The organism is Marinitoga hydrogenitolerans DSM 16785, assembly GCF_900129175.1.
Lineage (GTDB): Bacteria > Thermotogota > Thermotogae > Petrotogales > Petrotogaceae > Marinitoga > Marinitoga hydrogenitolerans.
In genome coordinates, this window is sequence record NZ_FQUI01000015.1 from 1 (window position 1) to 22,592 (window position 22,592).

Genomic DNA, 22,592 nt, shown 5'->3' on the forward strand with positions numbered 1-22,592 from the left:
TATTTACCATATTTTCTGCTTCTTTTTCACTTATGTTATCGACTCGACCAAGATTCGCTATTACCTTTTGTTTGTTTTTACCGTTCTCTCTATAATTTTCAACAATTCTCAAATATTCTGTTCCTTTATTATTTTTAACAATTCTTAAAAACATAAAAATCACCTCTTGATTTCATAATGTCACTGTATATTATACCACAAAAACACTATGAAATCAAGAAAATTACACTATTGTTAAAATACTTTGTGTCACCACACGATTTTTTTTAATCCTATTTTTCCATACTTTTATCGTCTCAAACCCGCATTCTACCGTTCCATTTTCCTTAAATTTCCCAGATTGCTGTCAAAGTTAGGAAGATATATAAATAAAAAAGGCGGAGATTTCCGCCTTAATCAATAATTTTTTGAACTATTTGATAACCTAAATGTTTCCGTTCTATCATTATCATTTACTATATGCAAATATCGGTCTTTGGCTTCTTTAGCTTTTTTTCTCAATATTGAAGGCAAATCTGAAGTTTCGAATTCTTCCTTTAAAATGTTCATTAAGGGTTCTTCAAAATAGTAACCTTCTTCAAGTTCTTCATCAAATACAATATAATTTAAGTGTTCATCTGTGATTTTGTCTGGGAATGTTTTTTTCAAAAAATTTAAAGTATACTTTGCAAAAACATTTACAACATCATGAGGTCTTTTAGCATGGTTTAACATGTCATGATACTCTTTTTTTGTTTCTTCATAGAATTTAATATAAGATTTCATCATACTTTTCCCTCCCATTTATGAGTCTATTTATATTTGACTCTAGAAAAAAAGGAAAAGTTCTTAATATAATCTATTAAAATAATAATTTAATATACTTAATATATAAATTCCGGCTGTTTCAAATCGCATTATAGAATTTCCAAGATTTATTCTGTACAAGGATGGTAATTTCGATAATTCATCATTAGAAAAACCCATATCTGGCCCTAAAATAATAGAGATGATTTCAGGATTGTTTAGTTGTTTCAATGCAAAATTGATATCTGATTTTGCTGTTAAATCTAGAATAAATGGGTTTTTTATTGAATTTAATTTTTCAAATTTAATTAATTCAACTTTTGGGAATATCGGATACTCTGATTGCTTTGAGCTTTCTATAATAGTCCTTTTGAATTTTTCTAAATTTTTGAATTTTAATTGTGACTTTTGTCCGTGAAAAATATAAATATTATTTACCCTTAATTCAACTAATTTTTCTATTAATAATTTCATTCTATCGAATTTGCTTGCACCAATATAGAAGTTTATTTGCGGTTTATATATTTTTTCAAAACACACTTTTTTTACTATTTGGCAAATAGTTTCATTTTTTTTAATTTTATCAATTTTACAATAATAAATATTTCCATTGCCATCATATACTTTAATTTCGTCATTTTCATGAAATCTGACTATTTTTATATGAGAAGTTTCATTTTTATCAAGTATAATAGTTTCGTTTTTTACAGTACCATAAAAGGCATTAGGCATTAACCAATAACCTCCACTCCCATGTATGGTATTAAAACATCAGGTACTTTTATTTTTCCATCTTTTAACTGATAATTTTCCATTATTGCAACGAGTGTTCTACCAACAGCTAGTCCTGAACCATTTAAAGTATGAACATATGCCATTTTATTTTCTCTAGTTCTATATCGTGTATTACCTCGTCGTGCTTGAAAGTCTTTTACATTACTACAGGAAGATATTTCTTTATAATTATTATAACTTGGTAACCAAACCTCAAGATCATAAGTTTTAGATGCTCCAAAACCTAAATCACCAGTACACAATGTGATTACCCTATAAGGTAATTTCAATAATTGCAGAATTTTTTCAGCATGAGAAGTTAGTTCTTCTAAAGCCGATTCTGAATTATCAGGGGTGGTATACCAGAATAATTCAACTTTATCAAATTGATGTTGTCTAACCATACCTCTTACATCTTTACCATAACTTCCAGCTTCTCGTCTATAACATGGAGTATATGCAACATATTTTAATGGTAAATCTTTAAAACTTAAAACTTCATTTTGATGCATGCCGGCTAAAGTAACTTCTGCAGTTGGAATTAGAAATAAATCGTCATCTTTTGTATTATATGCATCTTCTTCAAATTTTGGTAATTGTCCAGTTCCTAACATTGTTTCTCTTTTTACTAAATGAGGTGGTATTATTTCTATATATCCATGTTCTTTCGTATGAACATCAAGCATAAAATTTATTAATGATCTTTCTAATTTTGCAAGCTGTGATTTTAATATAGAAAATCTTGAACCACTTAATTTTGAAGCTCTTTCAAAATCTAACATTCCGAGTTGAGGACCCAAATCCCAGTGAGCTTTGGGTTTGAAATCAAAATTTCTTGGGTTTTCCCAACGTTTTATTTCTATATTATCCTCTTCAGATTTTCCCACAGGAACAGAATCATCAGGAATATTAGGTATATATAATAATTTTATATGTATTTTATCTTCGATTTCTCTCATATCAACTTCTAATTTTTTTATTTCATCACCAATTTCTTTTGATTCAATCATAATATCTTTTAATTCTTCAGTGTCACCAGATGCTTTTAACTTTGCAATTTGTTTAGATAAAGAGTTTCTTTGTGCACGTAATATTTCCACTTTTTTTTGTATATGTCGTTTGGATTCATCTAATTCTATTATTTGGTTAATTAGATCAGTTTCATGATGTCTTTTTTTTAAAGCTTCAATTACAATTTCTGGATTTTTTCTTATTAATTTAATATCAATCATTTATTTTCCTCCTTATTCTCAATTTCAAGAGTCAGTTTAACTTTTTCAGCGGAAATTTCATTTTTATCTGTTTTAAATGTAGCTTGAGAAGTATCCATATTTATTTTTTTCTTATCATTTTTAATTTTTACATTATCTTTCAATATGAGTATTTTTGTGTTTTCATCATATTCAAATGATTTTGCGAAGATTATATAATCTTCTTTAATTATTTTTACCAAAGCATTTTCATCTAACATTTTTCCGGAATAAGTTTTATTTTTATTATCAAAGTTGATTATATCACAAAAAATATATATATCTTTTTTTTCTTTTTTTAAAGTAATTTTGGTTTCTACAGAACCTTTTAATATTCCTATATCATTCTTTAAATCATAATTTAAATTTGATGAAGTAGCTTCCATTGTATCAGTTTTAATTTTTATACCACCTTCAGCTTCTAATTTCCTCCATTCATCATTAACTAAAGTAACAGTAGCTAAATTTGTTAATACATTAAGTGTATCTTTAATAACTTGAACATTGTTTTTTAAAACATAAAAGTCGTCTCCGCCTTTAACAGTGTCAGCACTCACATGAATAGTTGAAGAAAAAGAAACAATAGTAAAAATAATAAAAAATAAAAGAATAATTTTTTTCATTCTAAGACCTCCAAATTCTTTTCAATCCATAATTTAGCAGTTTTTTTTGCGTTGTTATAAGATGCTCCACTTAAAGACAATGAAGCAGGTTTTAAAGGAGTTAAAACATCGGTGTCTTTAGTAATTATATCAAATAATTTCTTTTTTCGCAAAAAAAATGAATAAAGTAAGATTTCAGCACCATTTTTAGGTATAGGCAATTTCAAAGAACATTCTAATGAGGTCACAATATCAATGTTTTTAATTTCCAAAGGGCATAATGATATTTCAGCTGTTGGTATAAGTTTTTTTTCATTATATTCAAAATATTTGAAAAATGGAGGTGACGAAAAAGAAGATAATAATGCATTGATATATAATTCATCAGGACTAAAATTATAAATTTCTTTTTTTAATATATCATAAGTCTCAATTTGAAAGAAATTTCCTAAATCTTTAATTTTTATATTTCCAAAATAATTTTTAAATTCTTTTTCTAATTCTTTGTGAGATTCAAATTCGAATTGCTTTTTCCTATTTAATCTCCATAAAGCAAGAGCTTGATTATATAAGTTTTCATATATACTATCTTTAAAAAAATAACGATCTAATATCTTTGAATTTTTTATAAATTCAATCATTTTACCGAAAAAATTATTTTTGTATTTTGAAATAAAAAATATTAATAATACACTGGATCCAGATGCTTTTAAAAAAATAGGTATATTATGATTCATAAATTCGGATATTACTCCAGAATTCCAATAAACACCATATTTAAAATCTCCGGAAGCTATTTTAATTGTACGCATTTTTTTCACTTCTTTCAAGTTTCTTTTTTGCTTCAAAATAAATATCTTTAAATTTATTAAAATCATACCATTGGTATATTGAATCAAATATATATACTTCATTAGCTTCTTTTAAATGATTATTTGTTATATAATCAACACTTAAAGATGAAATAAAATTTATATATTCTAATCCATCACTAAAAGAATTACTTTTTTGTGGTATATGAGAAGCAATAACATATTCAGCACCTAATTTTCTACATAAATTTATAGGAACTTCTTCAATCACACCACCATCAATTAATCTCATTCCCCCTAATAATTTTGGTGTAAAAGCAGCGGGAACATTAGACGAAGCCATTACAGCATCTAAAATATAACCTTCAGTAATTTCTTCAATGCTTTCTGAATCAATGTCGACGGCAACAACACCAAATGGTATTTTACAATCTGAAAAACGTTTTTTATGAAATAAAGACTTTAAAAGATTAAATAATATATCATTGTTTAATATACCAGTTGAAGCTAATAATCTTGCAAATCCAGTAACTTTATTCTCTAAATTTTTTCTTATATGATTAATTTCTTTAGATGAATGATTAATAATATAATTTAGTTTTTTCATTATTAATGTACTATTAGGTTCTAAAGAATAAAGAGCGCCTATTATAGATCCAGCACTACAACCAGTTATTACTAAAGGTTTATTATTATACTTTTTTTCTAAATATTCCAAAAGAGCAATATGAGCCATTCCTCTGATTCCACCACTTCCTAATGCGATTCCGTAATTCATTATATTCCTCCCATTATTACATATACAGCAATACCGCCCACAATACCACCAACTAATCCGTATATAATATTATTTAAAATATTTTGATTATTAATTCTATTTTCTAATTCTTGAACTTTCGAATTCAAATCATTTGTATTAGATATATCTTTTTTCATTTCCAAAAGTTCTGAAGTAATTTTGTTATTTTGGGATTTCAACTCAGTAATATTTTTTTCCAAATTAATAACTTTTTCATCAATATAAGATATATCAGAAACATTTTCAACTTTCTGTTCAACATTGTTTAATCTTGTTATAATAGATTCTAAAGACTTCATATTTTCTTTTATTAAATCATCCTTTATCTGCATATATACGTAATTTTTAATATCATCAGATTTTTTCATCATAGATTGGGTGACCATTTCCCCTATAATTTCTGTCAAAGCTTCTTTATTATTTGAAGGTAAATTTTCCAAAGTATAGATAGAATTTTCTAATGATTTTAATCTCTTTTCAAATGTATCTAATTGTGACATTTTCTTATCAAATTCACTTTTCAGTTCAAATAAGGTTTTGGTATTGTTAATAACATCAGTTTGTAATCTTTCTGTTGGAGGTTGAAGAGCCAAGTCTTGAACTAATTTATTCATATCTCTAATTTTCTTTGTCAAATCATCATCTTTGATTTTTAATTCATTTATTACTTTTAATTTATCATTTATTTTTTGTATTTCTTGATAATTTTTTGTACTTAATTGTTCAATATTTGAAATTTTGGGTAATGCGGAATTTATATTTGTTAAAAGTTCTCCAATATTATTTAATCCGCTTTCTTCTACAGCATTTTTGAAATCTTGTAAATCCTTTGCCATACCTAAAACTTGAGCAGTAAGATTTGAAACAGCATAATCATTAGTATTAATTCTTGATTCGATTTGATCAAGTTTTGTAAATAGATTAGAAATACTTTCATTTTCTTTGTCAAACGCTGCTCCTTCTAATAAACCAATTCTTTGATCATATTCTTGCAATTTTTTACTAAATTTATTTATTTCATCAGCTGCATTTTGTAATTTCGTCATATTGTTTAAACGTTCTTCTATTATAGATAATCTATCTAATAATTCTTTTGGTAATTCTGTTTGTATAGTTGTTTTTAAATTGCTTAGATCCTTTTGGAATTCTAATATTTTATTATCAAAATTGTTTAATCTATTTGATGAATCAGATAAAATAGCAGAATATGAATTCGTTACTTTTTCTAATTCTTCAACCTTAATTTTTAATGATTCAAGTGAATTTATAGAATTTTCAATGCTTTGCAATTTTTTAAAAAGCAATGTGTCATTTGAAATTGTTGAATAATCAGTAGGACTTATTCCTGATGTTTCTAATTGTAAAACCTTATCATTTAATTCTTTTATTTGATTGCTTAATTCGGGGATTTTTGTTGTTAAATTTATTAGAGGTTTTATTTGGAAATCAAATTTTTGCTGTATAATGTTATCAATATATGCATTAGAAGAAGATAATTCATTTTTCAAATCATTAATTTCATTCATTAATTGCGTAATAGTTGCACTATCGCTATCCTTTTTCCAACGCATTTGTGCTGCAACTTCGTTAGTAATAAATAATTTTAAACCATCTCTTTCTTTAGTGAATAATTCATCTATATATGATTTATAATTATTTTGTTCTCTTTTTAAATAATCATCTAAGGTATTGGTCATATATTCTTTAGTTTTAGCAAATTGTTCTAAAACTTCTTCAACAGCACTTTCAAACTCATTCATTCTGTTGCTGAATATTACTATGGAGGCTAAAGTAGTTTCATATAATTCATTAATTTTTTCTACAGATTTTTTTTCTGCAACCATATATGCATTTTGAGCAATAGCATTAAAAATAGGATTATTTGAATCAGTTGATTCAATTGTTATAGCATTTTCTAAATTTTTAACTTTATCAGAAAGTTCCATTACAATATTTTTTGTATTTTTATAATCAGCATCAAGTGAGAATATAAAATTTTCTAACGTATATACTCTTTCAGGTAGTTTTTCTGTTTCTAAGTTTGTTAACGATGCGTCTAAGGAGTCTAATCTTTTCTTATAATTTGTATCAAGATAATCTAAAAGATTAGAGCCAAATATTGCTAAATCATATCTTGAAACAGAAATAGCTCCATTAAATTTTCCTTGTGTATCAGTTTCCATTATACCTGCATTAACTACTTTATACACATAAGGATAAACTGGAGATGCTGGTTTTACGTCTATTATTTCTCCAAATAAAAAGGAAACAAATATTAGCATTGTAACAAAAATAAGTAATTTCTTCATTTTATAGCCCCCTTAATACCAATTATCCAAATTAATATATTTACCTTCATCTGTTAAATAAATATATCTTTCGGTAATTTTTCTTTCTCCATTATATACACTTATTTTATGAACTCCATATTCTAATCTTAAATCTAATTCCGAAGCTGTATATTTAATATCATCAATATATATATCAAAAGATTTAGTATTTATTATTTTTACAGGAACAAGATTAGCCTTAGAAAAGAAAATAACTTTATGTTCGAAATTATTGATATTTATGTTAATATTATATGTTTTTCCATCAGCGAATTTAAAAGTAACATTATGAACTCCATTATTTAAAACATGTCCTAAAACATATCCTTTGTTTATATATTTTCCGTCAATATATATTAATGCATAAGAGGAAGAAGTGAATAATGAAACCGCACCAACGTTATCAGAATTGGTTAAAAAAATTGTTTGTGATCTATTTTTTCTTAATGTTGTTGATTTTTTTGAATTTAAATAATACACATCTAATGTTTTTGTATTTTGCATAGTATTTATTAATATTGTAGAAGGCGCGAAAGCATATTTATCTCCAATATATGTTAATATTTTTTTATTTGACAAAACCTCTACTGATGTTGATAACCTTGGATTTAGAATAATTTCTTTTGGGAGATCTTTATTTATAATATATCTGAAAAAAATATTTTCGTTATTTTTTGAAACTATTTCTATAATGTGAGGCATGCCATCTAATTCTAAATATTCAACATTTTCTCCAATATATTTTCCATCTAAATAAAAATCAAGATTTTCTGAATCTTGAAATCTTATAATTCTATTATTTTCGTATAATTCAAAAAATAATTGTTTTTTTTCTAAAGATTTATCTAAGTTTATTGATAATTCTTTTGAGATGTAACCAATTTTTGATAAAATTATTTTTAGACTTCCTGAGGGTACTGTAAATGTATTTGGAGTATATCCCATTTTTTTTCCATTTATTGTGACTAAAGCATTTTGTGGTGAAGAATCAATATATAATTTAATTCCTTTTTTTAATTCATATTGAAGTTTTATAGGTTCATCGTTTTTTAGAGAAATATTTTTTTCAAAAGTTAAATAACCATCTTTTTTTAATTTTATATTATATGTGGAGTTTAAAGATAATATTGTAGAATAAGGTGTTTCGCCTACAAAAGTATTGTTTATATATAAATTAGCTGTAGGAGTGGATTCAAAAGTGACCATACCGTTTGGTATAAAATCAATATATATTTTTTTTGTTTCAAAAGGATTTAATTCGAGATTTATTGTTTGAGGTTTATAATTTTCTGTGGAAGCTATAATTTGCTTAATGTTTATGGGTATTTTTAGAATTTCCCCGTTGTAAATTGATATTTTGTTTTCCCCAAAAGTAACATAAAATTTATCCAGATTCGAATGAAATTCAATGCTGGCAATTGGGATTAATTCAGCTGTAACTATTTTATCAGAGTTTAACGATATAGAAGTTTTATAATCCATATACCCGAATTTTGATATAGTTATTTCATAATTTCCTTTACTTAAAGACAATGTTTCCTGTGAATTTTTCATTGTTAAGATATATTGATTATTGACGTATACAAGAGCCCCTTTTGGAGCATTAATTGTTAATTGAAATGAAAAAGATAAAATGGTGAGAGTTAAAAAAAATATTAGAGAGAACTTACTTGTTTTCATTTTTTCTCACCTCATTAATAATATTATCCAAATTTTCTAATTCTTCCATTAGTTTTTCGGGATTTTCAACTTTAGATAAGACATCATTCATAAATTCGACACGGGCTTTTATAACTTCTTGAATAACATTTTCACCTTTTTTTGTTATTTTAATTGTTGTAACTCTTTTATCTTTTTCGTCTTTGGTTTTTTGGAGATACTTGGATTCTTCAAGTCTGTTAATAAGACCTGTTGTGGTGCTTTTTGTTATTCCTAATGCCATACTAAGATCCGTAACTCTTTTTGGACCTCTGAAAAATAATATTTGAAGTAGGTCAAATTGGGCAGGAGAAATATCAATATTTTTGATAATTTTTCTACCTTCCACCTTAATTTTAAAACATATATCTCTTATAATTTTTTCAAAATTTTCTAATCTCTTTTTTTCCATAATAATCCTCCTATCTGAATTTAAATTTCTTTGAAAGTGGGGTAAATTAGATGGTAAAAAATATTACATATTCTGCTATGTTAAGCGTCATTGCAGTATTATTATTTACTTCTCAAATGTTTATTCCAGTATTTGGTGTGTTAATATCCTTTTTTAGTTTGATTCCTTTAATATTGGTGTATAGATTAACAGATATGAAGTATTTTATTATTTCTACATTAACTTCAGCTTTTTTAATATTAATTTTAAACGATGTTTTTGGATTAATATTTTTTTCAACGTATTTGTTACCACCAGTATTAAGTATTGTATATAATAAAAAAAATAAAATCCCCCGTATTATATTTTTTCTCGTGCCGGTGGCATCATCCTATTTTATGTATAAATCATTTTTTAATGTAAAAATATTTTATTATTTGTGGCCTTTAATTGGAGCATCAACATTCTTCGTGGTGAAATTTTATTATATAAAGATATCAGATCTAATTATGAAAGGATTAAAATCTAAGGGATTTTAATTATATTCCCTATTATATTTTATCAGAAAAACGGTAAAAAATGAAATATATGTTATAATGAAATTAGAATTTGACAAGAGGTGATTAAAATGGAATTTATCGATGTAGTGGTTGAAAAAATAGTTAATGGTGGCTATGGTTTTGCTAGATATGATAATAGAATTTATATGATAGAACATGCTTATCCAGGAGAATTTGTTAAAATAAAGATTAAAGGAAATAAAAAAGATGTATATTTTGCGGAAGTGGTGGAGTATTTAGAAAAATCCCCATATAGAAATAGAATGATATGTCCGTATTTTCAAAAATGTGGAGGATGTCAATTGTTAGATTTAGATTATAAAGAACAGTTAAAAATCAAAACAAATATAGTTAAAGAGCAAGTTAGAAGAATTGGTAAATTAGATGATAAACTTGTTATAGATGCAATAGGGTCTGACGAAATAATTAATTATAGGAATAAAATGGAATTTTCTTTTGCATATGATAGAGGCGAAATAAAATTAGGATTAAAAAAAAGAAATAGTAATGAAATTATAAACGTAAAAAAATGTTTAATTGCCCCAAAAGAGTTTAACAAGATTATAAATGAAACAAAAAAGATATTTGAAGCGTTGAATTTAAAAATATATAATCCAAAAAGTAAAAAAGGAGAATTTAAACATTTAGTATTGAGAAAATCATTTTCAAAAAATGAAATTATGAGTATATTCATTACTAAAACAGAGTATATCACTAATTATAAAAATTTTAAATCTTTAATAAAAGAAAGAATTAAATCTGATTCTATTATACACGTAATGAATGGTTCGGATTCTATAGTTTTAAGGGGACCTTATAAAACATTAAAAGGTGAAGGAGTTATAAAAGAAGAATTTGATGGTTTTACATTTCAAATTCCACCTACAGCTTTTTTCCAGAATAATTATAATGTAACTAAAAAAATATTGAATGAATTTGTAAAAATAGTTAAATCAGAAAAAATTACAGGAAATCTTTTGGATTTATATTCGGGAGTAGGGTTGTTTTCAATTTATTTAGCACCACTTTTTAAGCATGTAACTGGTGTTGAAAGTAATGGTATTTCTGTAAAAGCAGCCCATTCCAACGCTAATATAAATGGAATAAAAAATACGTCTTTTATAAAAAGCGATGTTCAGGAGTTTATTAAGGAATATGATAAAAGAATAGATTTATTAATTATAGATCCGCCGAGAAGTGGGGTTAGTAAAGAAGTCTTAACTAAGATTTTACAATTAAAACCTAAAAATATTTTTTATTTATCTTGTGATTCTACAACTTTAGCAAGAGATCTTTCGAATTTGAAGAAAACCTATAATATTGAATTTATAAGACCTTTTGACATGTTTCCTAATACATTTCATATTGAAAATTTTGCGTTTTTAAAGGTGATTAATAGCGATTAATTATAATTAAAGTTAAATTTCTGAGATTATTGCACAAAATCAATAATTTTTGGTATAATAAGTATTGGATATATTAAATTTTGGAGGGAGGACTTTCCATGGAATTTATTTCAAAGATAAATGTATTACCTAAGGTACCAGAAAAATTATCAAGGTTACCTGAATTAAGTAAGAATCTTTGGTGGACATGGAACTACGATGCACAGGAGATATTTGAGAGGATAGATGAAAAGTTATGGATAGAGGTTAATCGAAATCCTGTATTGTTCTTGAAAAAAGTTAGTCAAAAAAAATTAAATGAGGCAGAAGAAAATAATGCTATTGTTTCATTGTATTCTCAAGTTATAGAAAAATTCGATAAATATATGAAAGCAGAAAACACATGGTTTAAATCAACACACAGAGAATATAAAGGTGGAGAATTCGCGTATTTTTGTGCAGAATACGGACTACATGAATCATTCCCGAATTACTCGGGTGGCTTGGGGGTATTAGCTGGAGATCATTTGAAATCATCTAGTGATTTAGGTATTCCATTAGTTGCTGTTGGTCTATTGTATAAACAAGGGTATTTTGAGCAACGAATTAATTCAGAGGGATGGCAGGAATCTATCTTTAATCCGTATGATTTTGATAATTTTCCAGTAGTACCTGTTAAAGATGAAGAAGGAAATGAAGTTTTTATTTCTGTTGAAATGGATAATAGAAAAGTATATGCGAAAATCTGGAAATTACAAGTAGGAAGAATTAACTTAATATATCTGGATACAGATATTCCACAAAATGATCCTGAGGATAGAATGATTACGTATCAATTATATGGTGGAGACCAAGAAATGAGAATTAGGCAAGAAATTTTATTGGGAATTGGTGGAGTAAGGGCTCTAAGAGCGATAGGATATAATCCGTCAGTTTGGCATATGAATGAAGGGCATTCAGCATTTTTAGGATTGGAAAGAATTAGAGAATTTGTTCAAGAAAAAGGATTAACCTTTAAGGAAGCTGTTCAAGCTGTAAAGGCAAGTGGTGTATTTACTACACACACACCAGTACCAGCGGGGCATGATGCTTTTCCGTTTCATTTGATGGATAAATACTTTAGGGATTACTGGCCACAGTTAAAAGCATCTAGAAGAGAATTCTTAGATTTAGGAGCAGAAATAAGGCCAGATGGATCAGAATTGTTCTCTATGACAACATTAGCATTAAATCTATCTTCAAGAGCTAATGGCGTAAGTAAATTACATGGCGAAGTATCTAGAGATTTAGCAAAAGATATTTGGAAAGGGTTAGAAGCAGTTGAAGTGCCAATTACACATGTAACTAACGGTGTTCATGCGACAACATGGATTTCTAAAGAATTGCAAGACCTATTTTCTAATTATCTTGGTAAAGATTGGCATGAAAATGTTGATGATCCAGATTTGTGGAAAAAAATAGATAATATACCAGATGAGGAATTATGGAATGTTAGAAAATCATTGAAGAAGAAATTAATTGAATTTATTCATGAGAGAACGAAATTGCAAAGAATGAGACATGGTGAAACAGTTGAACAATTAGAAGAAATAGAGGAAATACTTAATCCGGATGCTTTAACAATAGGTTTTGCTAGAAGATTTGCTACCTATAAAAGAGCAACATTAATATTTAAAGATTTAGATAGACTTAAGAGAATATTAAATAATCCTGAAAGACCAGTTCAATTAATATTCGCTGGTAAGGCGCATCCTGCTGATAAGCCAGGTCAAGAGTTAATAAAGAGAATATATGAAATTTCCAGAATGCCAGAATTTAAAGATAAAATTGTATTTGTTGAAAATTATGACATGAATGTTGCCAGACATTTAGTTGCTGGTGTTGATGTTTGGTTAAATAATCCAAGAAGGCCAAGAGAAGCAAGTGGTACGAGTGGTCAAAAGGCTGGAATGAACGGTTCGCCAAACTTTAGTGTATTAGATGGTTGGTGGGTTGAAGGATATAATGGCAAAAATGGATGGGCTATAGGTGATGAAAGAGATTACATAGACTTAGAGTTACAAGATAGAATTGATAGTGTTTCTATGTATAATACATTGGAAAAAGAAATTGTACCGTTATATTATGATCACAATGAAGAATTAGGAGTATCAAGAGAATGGATAAAAATAATGAAAGAATCTATAATATCAGTAACATCATTCTTTAATACACATAGAATGCTAAAAGAATATACTCAAAAATTATATATGACTGCAGCTGAATTAGGAGAAAAATTTGTAAAAAGTAATTTTGAAATTACAAAAAAATTCTCAAATTGGGTTGAAATATTAGAGAGAAATTGGGATAGTATTAAAATTAAAGTTTTATCAAATGTAAATGAAGATGTTGAATATTCTACAGGAGGTAATATTGAAGTAAAAGCAGAAGTATATTTACCAGGAATAGGTCCAGATTCTGTTTTGACTCAAATTATCTTAGCTAAATTAGAAGATAATAAAGTTGTTTCTTTAAAATCATTTGATATGAAACTTGTTAAAGAAGTTAATAAGGATACATATCTTTTTGAGGGTGAATTTGAAGTAGATGAAAGAGGTCAATATGGTTGGAATGTAAGAGTAGTACCTTATAATCCAATAATGCCTTATCAACATTATCTAATAGGATTTGTAAAATATCCACAATAATTTAAATAAAAATACCTGTAGCTATTTTTATAGTTGCAGGTATTTTTTTATTTGTTGTTTTTAAAATTAATAAAAATATGATATAATTACAAATATATAATTAATTATAAGGGGGGTAAAAATGAATGATGGGATTTTAGGAATATTAAATTATGCATTAGCAAAAGAAATTGAAGGTAAAGATTTTTATAAAACTAAATTGAAAACAGTTTCTAATATTCAATTAAAAGAAATTTTTTCTATGTTGGTTGAAATGGAGCAGGGACATGCAAATTACATAAAAAAATTAATAGAAAAATATGAAAATGAAAAAAAATTGGATATTTTTTTTTGAAGAAAATGATGAAAATTTGTTTCAAAAAAGAGAATTAAAAGAAATTACAGGTGGGCAAATAAAAAATATGACATTGGATTTAACCGTTGTAAAAATGGCATATTTAATTGAAGATGATTTTATGAATTTTTATAAAAAAGCTGCTGAAAATGTTAATAATGAAGAAGCTAAAGATTTATTTAACAAGTTAGCTAAGTGGGAACAAACACATAGAGATATTTTATATGGTATTTATAAAGAATTATCAGCAGATTATTGGACAAAAATGAATTTTACACCATTATATTAAAAAAAAGGAATGGTACTCCCATTCCTTTTTTGTATTAAATTATAGTTTGTGAGGTGATAAAATGAAAACTTTAGGAGAAATATTAATTTCTGAAAGACCAATAAGCGAAATAGTTATGGGGAATCATGCTCTTGTTAGAGCGATGCTGGAATCTGGAGTAAGAGTAGTTACGTCATATCCAGGGTCACCCACTCCAGAAATAGCTGAAGGTATAAGAAATATTCCAAAAGAGAAAAATCCTATGTATTTTGAATTTTCAGTGAATGAAAAAGTTGCAACGGAAGTAGCTTTTGGAGCATCAATGAATGGACATCTTTCAACGGTTTTTTTTAAAAGCGTAGGGTTAAATGTTGCTGCTGATTCATTTGTTCAACTCGGTCTATTTGATTTAATAGGTGGAATGGTGATAGTTTTAGGTGATGATCCAGGGGCGAATTCGTCTCAAAATGAGCAGGATAATAGACATTTTTCGAAATTATCTTATATCCCTATTTTCGAACCCAATTCTCCAAGAGAAATATATGAAATGTTTAAAGAAGCAGCAAAATTATCTAAAGAATTACATATGCCAGTGATTTTGAGATTAACTACACATGTTTGTCATGCGAAACAAAAAATAGATTTTGGTGAATTAATAATTGAAAAATATGATTATTCACCTAAATTTGATCATATTAATGCTCCACACATTCCTATTGCAGCAAGAGCTCTTGAAATGAAAAAAAGAGCATTAGAAAAATTAGAAAAGTTCAAAGAGATATCTAATAATTCCAAATTTAACGAATATATTAACAATAATAATTATAAAAGAGGAATTATAGTATCTGGTCTGCCTTATCTATCATTATTGGATGTTTTAGAGTATACAGATCAAAAAATAGATATTCTAAAAATAGGAATAACAAATCCTTTGCCAGAAAAAAAAATAATAGAATTTTTAAAAACACATGAAGAGGTTAAAATTTTAGAAGAATTAGATGATATTATGGAAAAAGATATAAAGGCATTGGCATTTGATAATAATATTAATTGTAAAATTATTGGAAAAATTGATATAGAAGATTGGATAGGTGAGTATAAGCCAGATAAAGTTTATGGCATTTTAAAAAAGACATGGCCAGATTTATTACCGAATTTAGATATTAAAATTCCTGAAATTCAATTATCTCCAAGACCACCACAGTTATGTCCAGGTTGTGGTCACCGGTCAGCATTTCATGCAATTAAATATGCTTTGAAAGATACTGATATTACAGTAGCTGATATTGGATGTCATACTCTTGGATATTTAGAACCATATAATATGGGACAAGTATTATTATCAATGGGTCATTCAACATCTACGGCTTCAGGTTTATCATTATTTAATAAAACAAGAAATGTTGTAGCTTTTTTAGGTGACTCCACATTATTCCATGCAGGTATTCCGGGAATAATTAATGCTATTTTTAATAATCATAATTTAACCTTGATTATAATGGAAAATGGTACAACAGCTATGACAGGGCATCAAGATTTACCATCAATAGGTAAAAATATTAATGGCCCAACAGAAGCGGTTCCTATAAGGAAGATGTTAGAAGAATTAGGGGTTAAGTTTATTAGAGAGGTAGATACATATCAACAATCCAAATTAAGAGAATACGTTTTAGAAGCTCAAAAAGAAAAAGGATTAAAAGTTATAATAGCTAAACATCCGTGTATGTTAAAATTGACAAGGGAACAAAGGAAAAAAGGAATATATAAAAATAATAAGGTTGAAGTAACGGAAAAATGTGATCATCAATATGTATGTATAAGTGATTTTGGATGTCCTGCATATCAAATAACCCCTGAAGGAAATGTTTGGGTTCAAGAAGATTTATGTATTGGTGATGGTTCATGTGTTCAAACATGTCCTACAAATGCATTATCGTTTAAAATTGTATCCAAAGGGGGTAATAGATAATGAAAGCTTTTAATATTTATTTGATTGGTGTTGGAGGTCAAGGAATAGGATTATTAAGTGAAGTTGTTATAAGAGCTGCAGATAAATCGAATTTAAATGTTAGAGGTGTTGATACACATGGATTAGCTCAAAGAGGTGGAACGGTTTCATCTAATATTCGTATTGGGGATAATATTAATTCTCCTCTTATAATGAAAGGAAAAGCTGATTTAGTAATAGCTTTAGAAAGACATGAGGCTTTAAGAGGAATGAATGAATATTCAAAAGACTCTTCAACAGTAATATATTATGATGCAGTATGGCAACCACTTGATGTAAGATTAAGGAGAGCTAAAGAAATAGATAATGAAATTATACAAAAAGTAGCAAAAAATAGAAACATAAATTTAATAAGAGTCTTTTTAAACGACTTAAAAGATGCTAGAATGCAAAATATGGCAGTTTTAGCTACAATGGCAAAATATAAATTAATTCCACAAATAAACAAAACACATTATTTAGAAGCTATAAATGATCTTTTATCAGGGGATGTTTTAAAGAAAAATATAAAATTGTTTGAAAGAGTTTATAATAATTAAGGAGTCCAATGATGGACTCCTTTTTATATATGGTTAGTGAGAATATATATTTATTTTTTTATCCTATATTTCTTTTTTACTTTTTTAATTTCGTCTCTATATTTTGCAGCATCTTCATACCTTAATTCAGAAGCAGCTTTAAACATTTCTAATTCTAATAATTGTATATATTCCTGAGGCGTCGTGTTTTCTGCAACTTCAAAAATAAATTCTGGTTTTTCAACTTTTTCCATGAACTGCTCAAAGATGTTTTTGGGTAATTCCTTGATTATAGATTTTGGTTTTATTCCATTTTTTTCATTATAATCCATTTGTAATTTTCTTCTTCTATTTGTTTCATAAATAGCGTTTTGCATTGCTTCTGTAATTTTATCAGCATATAGAATAACTTTACCATTTACATTACGTGCTGCACGACCTATTGTTTGAATTAATGTTGTTTCAGATCTTAAGAAACCTTCCCTATCTGAATCCATGATAGCCACAAGAGATACTTCAGGTAAATCGAGACCTTCTCTTAATAAATTTACTCCAATTACAACATCTACTTCGCCACTTCGTAATTTTCTTACAACTTCAGATCTTTCCATGGCATCGAGTTCAGAATGTAAATATGTGGATTTTATTCCTAATAAGTTTAAATGATCTGATAACATTTCTGCATCTTTTTTCGTTAAAACAACAGCAATAGCTCTTTCGTTTCTCTTAATAACATTTTTTAATTCGTCTATAAAATCATCGACCTGTCCAATAGTAGGTTTTACAATAACTTCAGGATCAATAAGTCCAGTTGGTCGTATAATTTGTTCTACAATTTGTTCCGAATGTTCGAATTCAAATGAACCCGGAGTAGCAGATACAAAAATTGTTTGTTTAATTCTTTCTAAAAATTCTTCAAATCTTAGAGGCCGGTTATCGAAAGCAGAAGGTAATCTAAAACCATAATCAATCAAATTTTTCTTTCGCGAATGATCTCCTGCCCACATGGCTCTTAATTGTGGAATAGCAATATGTGATTCATCGATAAATGTAATAAAATCATCGTCAAAATAATCAAGTAATGTCCACGGAGGTTCGCCGGGTTTTCGATTGTCAAAATGTCTTGAATAATTTTCTATTCCTTTACAATGTCCAAGTGTTTCTAATAATTCCATATCCATTAATGTTCTTTGCTTAATTCTTTGAGCTTCTAGTAATTTTCCAGCTTTTTGAAATTCTTTAATTCGAATTTCTAATTCGTTTTTTATAGAATCAATGGCTTTTTTTATTTTTTCTTCAGTTGTAACAAATTCGTTTGCAGGATATATAGTTATCTTATCGAAAAAATCTATCTTTGTTCTATTCAATATATCAAAAGAATAAATTTTTTCAACTTCATCGTCAAAAAATTCTACTCGTATTCCAAAATCTTCATAAGGTGGATAAATTTCTAATATATCACCTTTAAATCTGAAAATTCCACCACTGTGCTTTTCTTCAGATCTTGTATATAACATTTTTGCTAAAGATTCTAATATAAATCTCCTATTGTATTCTTTACCAACTTCTAATTTCAAATTAATAGAAGCAAAATCTTCTGGATTACCAGAAGCATATATAGTTGAAACGCTTGCTACAACAATAACATCTCTTCTTGTTAAAACAGATTTTAAAGTTGAAAGTCTCATTTTTTGCAGTACGTCATTAATACTAGCATCTTTTTCAATATACATATCTCTCCCAGGAAGATAAGCTTCTGGTTGATAATAGTCATAATAACTGATAAAAAATTCCACTCTATTTTCAGGAAAAAATTCTTTGAATTCTCTGTATAATTGAACAGCAAGTATTTTATTTGGCGATAATATTAAAGTAGGTCTATTTAATTTTTCAATAACATTAGCCATTGTAAAGGTTTTTCCTGAACCAGTAACCCCAAGAAGTGTTTGGAACCTATAATTTTTATTTATACCAGCAATTAATTTTTCTATAGCTTCAGGTTGATCTCCCTGTGGTTTATATTTTGAATGTAATTTAAATTTATTCATTTTAAACACCTCTTTTTGAACATCAATATAATATATATTATACACTAAAAAATATACCGGTTAAAATAACCGGTATTGATAATAATAGCATTTATTTTTTAATTTTTTCAAGTTTTAATCTGGCATATACAGGTATTCCATTTAAAAATGGTGGATAATATTCACCCTCAATTAAAGGTAATGCGTATTCAATAAACTTTTCATTTACAAACATACCATCTTCACTTATAAATTCATCAGGAATTAATTTGGTTTCATTAGCTACGTTTTCTAAAGGGATCAATTTAGTAGTGCTTAAGTATGGATCATTCATTAATCTTTTAATTCCTACCATATATCCACTATAACCTTCTAAAGCATATTTTACTGCCATCGCACCAACGTTAATAGCTTCATTAACATCCACTTGACTTGAAATATGCCTTCCACTTCTTTGTAAATAATCAGGTACAGCATAATGTGTTTTAATATTTAATTCTGTTTTTAATAAATTACCTAATGTAGAACCTATACCACCTAATTGAACATTTCCGAAATTGTCTTGATATCCTCTTGCTGCAACAAAACTTCCATCTTCATATTTAATTCCTTCAGAAGCAGCTATTGAACAATATCCGTATTTTTTAATAGTTTCTTGAACTTTTTTGAAAAATTTTTCTTTATTAAATGGCACTTCGGGAATTAAAATAATGTGTGGGCCATCGCTTTCATGTCTTTTTGCTAAAGCTGTGGATGCAGCAACCCATCCAGCGTGACGCCCCATTGTTTCTAAAATAAATACTTTTGTTGAATCTGCAGCCATGCTTTTAACATCTAAAGTTCCTTCGAGAATAGAAACAGATAAATATTTTGCGATGGATCCAAATCCTGGAGTATGATCAGTTTCTGGTAAGTCATTATCAACAGTTTTTGGAACTCCAATAACTTTTAAATCATATCCGATTTTTTTTGCATATTGATGAATTTTATTTGCTGTATCCATCGAATCATTTCCACCATTATAAAAGAAATAATGAATATCATATTTTTCAAATATATTAAAAACTTTTTCAAATTCATCCTCAGTTTTTATTTTTCTTCTACAAGATCCAAAAGCGCTTGAAGGTGTGAATTTTAATAATTCTATTTGATCAGGATCTTCTTTTTTCATATCAGCTAAATTTTCATCAAAAACACCATTGATTCCATTAATTGCAACATAGATATTATCAATATCTTTAGAATTTAAGGCAGCTTTAATAACACCATATGCAGAAGCATTTATAACACTGGTAACTCCACCAGATTGAGCATAAATAGCATTTTTCATATATATCCCTCCTAATTTATATGAATTTTATATAAAAATAGTCCTGTTTAGTACAGGACTATTTTACCAGATAAATAATTCTATTCTTTAAAAAATATTAACCTTGTATGACAAAATTATTTATATAAACAGAGAGAAAATTTTAAATATAATATATGACACTATAGCTGCTGCTGGAACCGTTAAAAACCATGAAACAAAAATATCTTTTATAACACCCAAATTAATTGAACCAGTACCTCTTGCCAAGCCATTACCAATTACAGAACCTACAACAGTATGTGTTGTAGATATGGGCATTCCCATGTTTGATGCCAATAATACGGTAGTTGCAGTTGAAAAATCTATAGCGAAACCTCTTGAGTTATTTAATTCAGTAATTTCTGTTCCAACGGTTTTCATAACTCGACTTCCCCATATGGCAACGCCAATAGCAATTCCTACACCACCTAATGCTAATATATATCTTGGTATTTCAGCTTTAGCACCAACTGTTCCGGTCATAACAGCAGCATATATTGCTGCAACTGGTCCAATTGCATTAGCAACATCATTTGCACCATGTGCTAAAGCAACGTAGCAGGATGTTACAACCTGTGATTTTCTAAATATTTCTTCAACATATATATATGGGTCATCTGAAACATTTTTTAATTTAATTATAATATAAATCATTATGATTAAAGAGACAAAAATTCCAAATAGAATGGCATATATTATAGATTTAAAGGTTATAGATATGTGTAGAGTTTTTACTATGAAAGAGAGACCGATTATAAATGCAGCTAAACCAAGAAAGAAAGGAATCCAAATTTTTGAATTTTTCTTAATGTTTTTACTATGAAGAATAGTTGCAGAAATAGCTTTAAACATTGCAAAAGAAACAGCAAGACCGACTAAAGGAGAAATAATCCAACTTAGAGTAATAGTAAAAATCTTTGACCAATTAACAACAGCTAAACCGCCTGCGGCTATACCATAACCAACCATACCTCCAACAATTGAATGGGTAGTAGAAACAGGCCATGATTTATATGTAGCAATAGCAAGCCATATAGTAGCACCAACTAAAGCTGCCATTGACCCCCAAATAACCAATTTCGGATCTGCTAAAATTTCTAAATGCAAAATACCTTTTCTAATAGTGTCTGTTACTTGTTTTCCAAAAAAAGTAGCACCAACAAATTCTAAAACTCCAGCAATGATAACAGCCTGTTTTGGAGTTATAGCTTTTGCTCCAACGGCGGTAGCCATAGAGTTCGCGACATCGTTAGCTCCAATAGCTAATGCCATTCCGAATCCTATTAATAAACCGATTATAAGGATAATGCTCACAATATTCCTCCTTTACTCGTTTATTAGAATATGTATTCTATCACAAACATTTTGTGTAACATCGGCAATTCTTGCGAGTAGCAACACTAATTCTCGAACATATAAAAAATCCACAGGATGCATATTGTTTTTTTGTGAATATAACCATTTTCCAAATTCAAATAATTTATTATCAATATCTTTTTCAAACCATTTCATCTCAGAAATATCCTTTTCTTCAGAGGAAATTGTATTTTTAGAAAAATCGGATTCTAATATAACTTTTATATATTTTACAGTTTTTTTAAAATGATCAAGCATTTTTTCAATTTCGTCAACAATTGAGTAAATCATTTTTTTATGCTCTTCATCAAAATCAATTTTATTAAATGTCATCTTTTTTGCAACATCTTCTATTAAATCTATAATTTTATCTTGTAAATCGATAAAATCAAGCAATTCAGATCTTTCGAATCTGTATAAATGACCTCTCTTTAAATATTGACGAAAATTTCTTTTGATATCATCAGCATCATCTTCAAGCTTGTCAATTTTGTTGACAATATCTTCTATGGGTTTATTGTTTAGATATCTTTCAAATAATTCCGGCAAATAATCTGATGCTTCTTCTACAATGCGCGCATGTTTTATTAACTCTTCTATGGGATTGAATTTTTGAAACATCTTACCCCAAATGGTAATAACAATCACCTCCAGAT

General features: G+C 27.5%; 20 protein-coding genes. 7 read left to right on the forward strand and 13 right to left on the reverse strand.

What is annotated here, in order from left to right:
- Positions 1–396: 396 nt before the first annotated feature.
- Genes BUA62_RS05550 through BUA62_RS05590 form a run of 9 tightly spaced genes read right to left on the reverse strand, consistent with a single transcriptional unit; the run spans position 397 to position 9,463 of the window.
- Entirely contained in the window at positions 397–768 is a 372-nt protein-coding gene (locus tag BUA62_RS05550; protein ID WP_072864320.1) for a hypothetical protein, read from the reverse strand.
- Positions 769–828: 60 nt separating this feature from the next.
- Positions 829–1,518 (reverse strand): 16S rRNA (uracil(1498)-N(3))-methyltransferase, encoded by a 690-nt coding sequence (locus BUA62_RS05555; RefSeq protein ID WP_072864322.1) that lies wholly within the window; start codon positions 1,516–1,518, stop codon positions 829–831.
- Positions 1,518–2,792, reverse strand: coding sequence for a serine--tRNA ligase (gene serS, locus BUA62_RS05560; protein WP_072864324.1), 1,275 nt, complete (start codon positions 2,790–2,792; stop codon positions 1,518–1,520). Before serS ends, BUA62_RS05555 begins: the two co-directional genes overlap by 1 nt.
- Positions 2,789–3,433: an LptA/OstA family protein gene (locus BUA62_RS05565; protein WP_072864326.1), complete on the reverse strand. Its 645-nt coding sequence runs from the start codon at positions 3,431–3,433 to the stop codon at positions 2,789–2,791. The genes serS and BUA62_RS05565 overlap by 4 nt, the downstream gene beginning before the upstream one ends.
- Positions 3,430–4,224 carry a hypothetical protein gene (locus BUA62_RS05570; RefSeq protein WP_143148335.1) on the reverse strand — a complete coding sequence of 265 codons (795 nt, stop codon included), beginning with the start codon at positions 4,222–4,224 and terminating at the stop codon, positions 3,430–3,432. Before BUA62_RS05570 ends, BUA62_RS05565 begins: the two co-directional genes overlap by 4 nt.
- Positions 4,211–5,002, reverse strand: coding sequence for a patatin-like phospholipase family protein (locus BUA62_RS05575; RefSeq protein ID WP_072864330.1), 792 nt, complete (start codon positions 5,000–5,002; stop codon positions 4,211–4,213). The genes BUA62_RS05570 and BUA62_RS05575 overlap by 14 nt, the downstream gene beginning before the upstream one ends.
- The gene (locus tag BUA62_RS05580) at positions 5,002–7,332 is read right to left on the reverse strand and encodes a coiled-coil domain-containing protein (protein ID WP_072864332.1); all 2,331 of its coding nucleotides are present in this window, start codon (positions 7,330–7,332) and stop codon (positions 5,002–5,004) included. The genes BUA62_RS05575 and BUA62_RS05580 overlap by 1 nt, the downstream gene beginning before the upstream one ends.
- A 12-nt stretch (positions 7,333–7,344) precedes the next feature.
- Entirely contained in the window at positions 7,345–9,033 is a 1,689-nt protein-coding gene (locus tag BUA62_RS05585; protein ID WP_072864335.1) for a PEGA domain-containing protein, read from the reverse strand.
- Positions 9,020–9,463 (reverse strand): MarR family winged helix-turn-helix transcriptional regulator, encoded by a 444-nt coding sequence (locus BUA62_RS05590; RefSeq protein WP_072864337.1) that lies wholly within the window; start codon positions 9,461–9,463, stop codon positions 9,020–9,022. The genes BUA62_RS05585 and BUA62_RS05590 overlap by 14 nt, the downstream gene beginning before the upstream one ends.
- Positions 9,464–9,513: 50 nt before the next feature.
- Between BUA62_RS05590 and BUA62_RS05595 the strand changes: the two genes are divergently transcribed.
- From BUA62_RS05595 to BUA62_RS05625, 7 genes are all read left to right on the forward strand, one after another.
- Positions 9,514–9,981 (forward strand): YybS family protein, encoded by a 468-nt coding sequence (locus BUA62_RS05595; protein WP_072864339.1) that lies wholly within the window; start codon positions 9,514–9,516, stop codon positions 9,979–9,981.
- A gap of 89 nt (positions 9,982–10,070) precedes the next feature.
- Positions 10,071–11,408 carry a 23S rRNA (uracil(1939)-C(5))-methyltransferase RlmD gene (rlmD, locus tag BUA62_RS05600; RefSeq protein ID WP_072864341.1) on the forward strand — a complete coding sequence of 446 codons (1,338 nt, stop codon included), beginning with the start codon at positions 10,071–10,073 and terminating at the stop codon, positions 11,406–11,408.
- Between the two features lie 98 nt (positions 11,409–11,506).
- Complete coding sequence (gene glgP / locus BUA62_RS05605; protein ID WP_072864343.1) at positions 11,507–14,074, forward strand: alpha-glucan family phosphorylase; 2,568 nt, start codon at positions 11,507–11,509, stop codon at positions 14,072–14,074.
- Positions 14,075–14,195: 121 nt separating this feature from the next.
- A complete protein-coding gene (locus BUA62_RS05610; RefSeq protein ID WP_072864345.1) occupies positions 14,196–14,408 on the forward strand; it encodes a ferritin family protein in 213 nt (70 codons plus the stop codon).
- Positions 14,380–14,697 carry a ferritin family protein gene (locus tag BUA62_RS05615; RefSeq protein ID WP_159429499.1) on the forward strand — a complete coding sequence of 106 codons (318 nt, stop codon included), beginning with the start codon at positions 14,380–14,382 and terminating at the stop codon, positions 14,695–14,697. The genes BUA62_RS05610 and BUA62_RS05615 overlap by 29 nt, the downstream gene beginning before the upstream one ends.
- Before the next feature lie 61 nt (positions 14,698–14,758).
- On the forward strand, positions 14,759–16,645 hold the full coding sequence (locus BUA62_RS05620) for a thiamine pyrophosphate-dependent enzyme (RefSeq protein ID WP_072864349.1): 1,887 nt from the start codon (positions 14,759–14,761) through the stop codon (positions 16,643–16,645).
- A complete protein-coding gene (locus BUA62_RS05625; protein WP_072864351.1) occupies positions 16,645–17,223 on the forward strand; it encodes a 2-oxoacid:acceptor oxidoreductase family protein in 579 nt (192 codons plus the stop codon). Before BUA62_RS05620 ends, BUA62_RS05625 begins: the two co-directional genes overlap by 1 nt.
- A 50-nt stretch (positions 17,224–17,273) precedes the next feature.
- Here the strand turns inward: BUA62_RS05625 and uvrB are convergent, their stop codons facing one another.
- The 4 genes from uvrB to BUA62_RS05645 form a co-directional block, all read right to left on the reverse strand.
- Positions 17,274–19,250, reverse strand: coding sequence for an excinuclease ABC subunit UvrB (gene uvrB, locus BUA62_RS05630; protein ID WP_072864353.1), 1,977 nt, complete (start codon positions 19,248–19,250; stop codon positions 17,274–17,276).
- Between the two features lie 91 nt (positions 19,251–19,341).
- Complete coding sequence (locus BUA62_RS05635) at positions 19,342–20,559, reverse strand: 6-phosphofructokinase (RefSeq protein ID WP_072864355.1); 1,218 nt, start codon at positions 20,557–20,559, stop codon at positions 19,342–19,344.
- A gap of 120 nt (positions 20,560–20,679) precedes the next feature.
- The gene (locus BUA62_RS05640; protein WP_084670720.1) at positions 20,680–21,852 is read right to left on the reverse strand and encodes an inorganic phosphate transporter; all 1,173 of its coding nucleotides are present in this window, start codon (positions 21,850–21,852) and stop codon (positions 20,680–20,682) included.
- A 54-nt stretch (positions 21,853–21,906) separates the two neighbouring features.
- Positions 21,907–22,557 carry a DUF47 domain-containing protein gene (locus tag BUA62_RS05645; protein WP_072864359.1) on the reverse strand — a complete coding sequence of 217 codons (651 nt, stop codon included), beginning with the start codon at positions 22,555–22,557 and terminating at the stop codon, positions 21,907–21,909.
- Between the last annotated feature and the right edge of the window lie 35 nt (positions 22,558–22,592).

Bases quoted from the DNA above. Each gene is read 5' to 3' on its own strand.
- BUA62_RS05550 (WP_072864320.1), bottom strand. From the start codon at position 768: ATGATGAAATCTTATATTAAATTCTATGAAGAAACAAAAAAAGAGTAT.
- BUA62_RS05555 (WP_072864322.1), bottom strand. From the start codon at position 1,518: ATGCCTAATGCCTTTTATGGTACTGTAAAAAACGAAACTATTATACTT.
- serS (WP_072864324.1), bottom strand. From the start codon at position 2,792: ATGATTGATATTAAATTAATAAGAAAAAATCCAGAAATTGTAATTGAA.
- BUA62_RS05565 (WP_072864326.1), bottom strand. From the start codon at position 3,433: ATGAAAAAAATTATTCTTTTATTTTTTATTATTTTTACTATTGTTTCT.
- BUA62_RS05570 (WP_143148335.1), bottom strand. From the start codon at position 4,224: ATGCGTACAATTAAAATAGCTTCCGGAGATTTTAAATATGGTGTTTAT.
- BUA62_RS05575 (WP_072864330.1), bottom strand. From the start codon at position 5,002: ATGAATTACGGAATCGCATTAGGAAGTGGTGGAATCAGAGGAATGGCT.
- BUA62_RS05580 (WP_072864332.1), bottom strand. From the start codon at position 7,332: ATGAAGAAATTACTTATTTTTGTTACAATGCTAATATTTGTTTCCTTT.
- BUA62_RS05585 (WP_072864335.1), bottom strand. From the start codon at position 9,033: ATGAAAACAAGTAAGTTCTCTCTAATATTTTTTTTAACTCTCACCATT.
- BUA62_RS05590 (WP_072864337.1), bottom strand. From the start codon at position 9,463: ATGGAAAAAAAGAGATTAGAAAATTTTGAAAAAATTATAAGAGATATA.
- BUA62_RS05595 (WP_072864339.1), top strand. From the start codon at position 9,514: ATGGTAAAAAATATTACATATTCTGCTATGTTAAGCGTCATTGCAGTA.
- rlmD (WP_072864341.1), top strand. From the start codon at position 10,071: ATGGAATTTATCGATGTAGTGGTTGAAAAAATAGTTAATGGTGGCTAT.
- glgP (WP_072864343.1), top strand. From the start codon at position 11,507: ATGGAATTTATTTCAAAGATAAATGTATTACCTAAGGTACCAGAAAAA.
- BUA62_RS05610 (WP_072864345.1), top strand. From the start codon at position 14,196: ATGAATGATGGGATTTTAGGAATATTAAATTATGCATTAGCAAAAGAA.
- BUA62_RS05615 (WP_159429499.1), top strand. From the start codon at position 14,380: ATGAAAAAAAATTGGATATTTTTTTTTGAAGAAAATGATGAAAATTTG.
- BUA62_RS05620 (WP_072864349.1), top strand. From the start codon at position 14,759: ATGAAAACTTTAGGAGAAATATTAATTTCTGAAAGACCAATAAGCGAA.
- BUA62_RS05625 (WP_072864351.1), top strand. From the start codon at position 16,645: ATGAAAGCTTTTAATATTTATTTGATTGGTGTTGGAGGTCAAGGAATA.
- uvrB (WP_072864353.1), bottom strand. From the start codon at position 19,250: ATGAATAAATTTAAATTACATTCAAAATATAAACCACAGGGAGATCAA.
- BUA62_RS05635 (WP_072864355.1), bottom strand. From the start codon at position 20,559: ATGAAAAATGCTATTTATGCTCAATCTGGTGGAGTTACCAGTGTTATA.
- BUA62_RS05640 (WP_084670720.1), bottom strand. From the start codon at position 21,852: ATGGCATTAGCTATTGGAGCTAACGATGTCGCGAACTCTATGGCTACC.
- BUA62_RS05645 (WP_072864359.1), bottom strand. From the start codon at position 22,557: ATGTTTCAAAAATTCAATCCCATAGAAGAGTTAATAAAACATGCGCGC.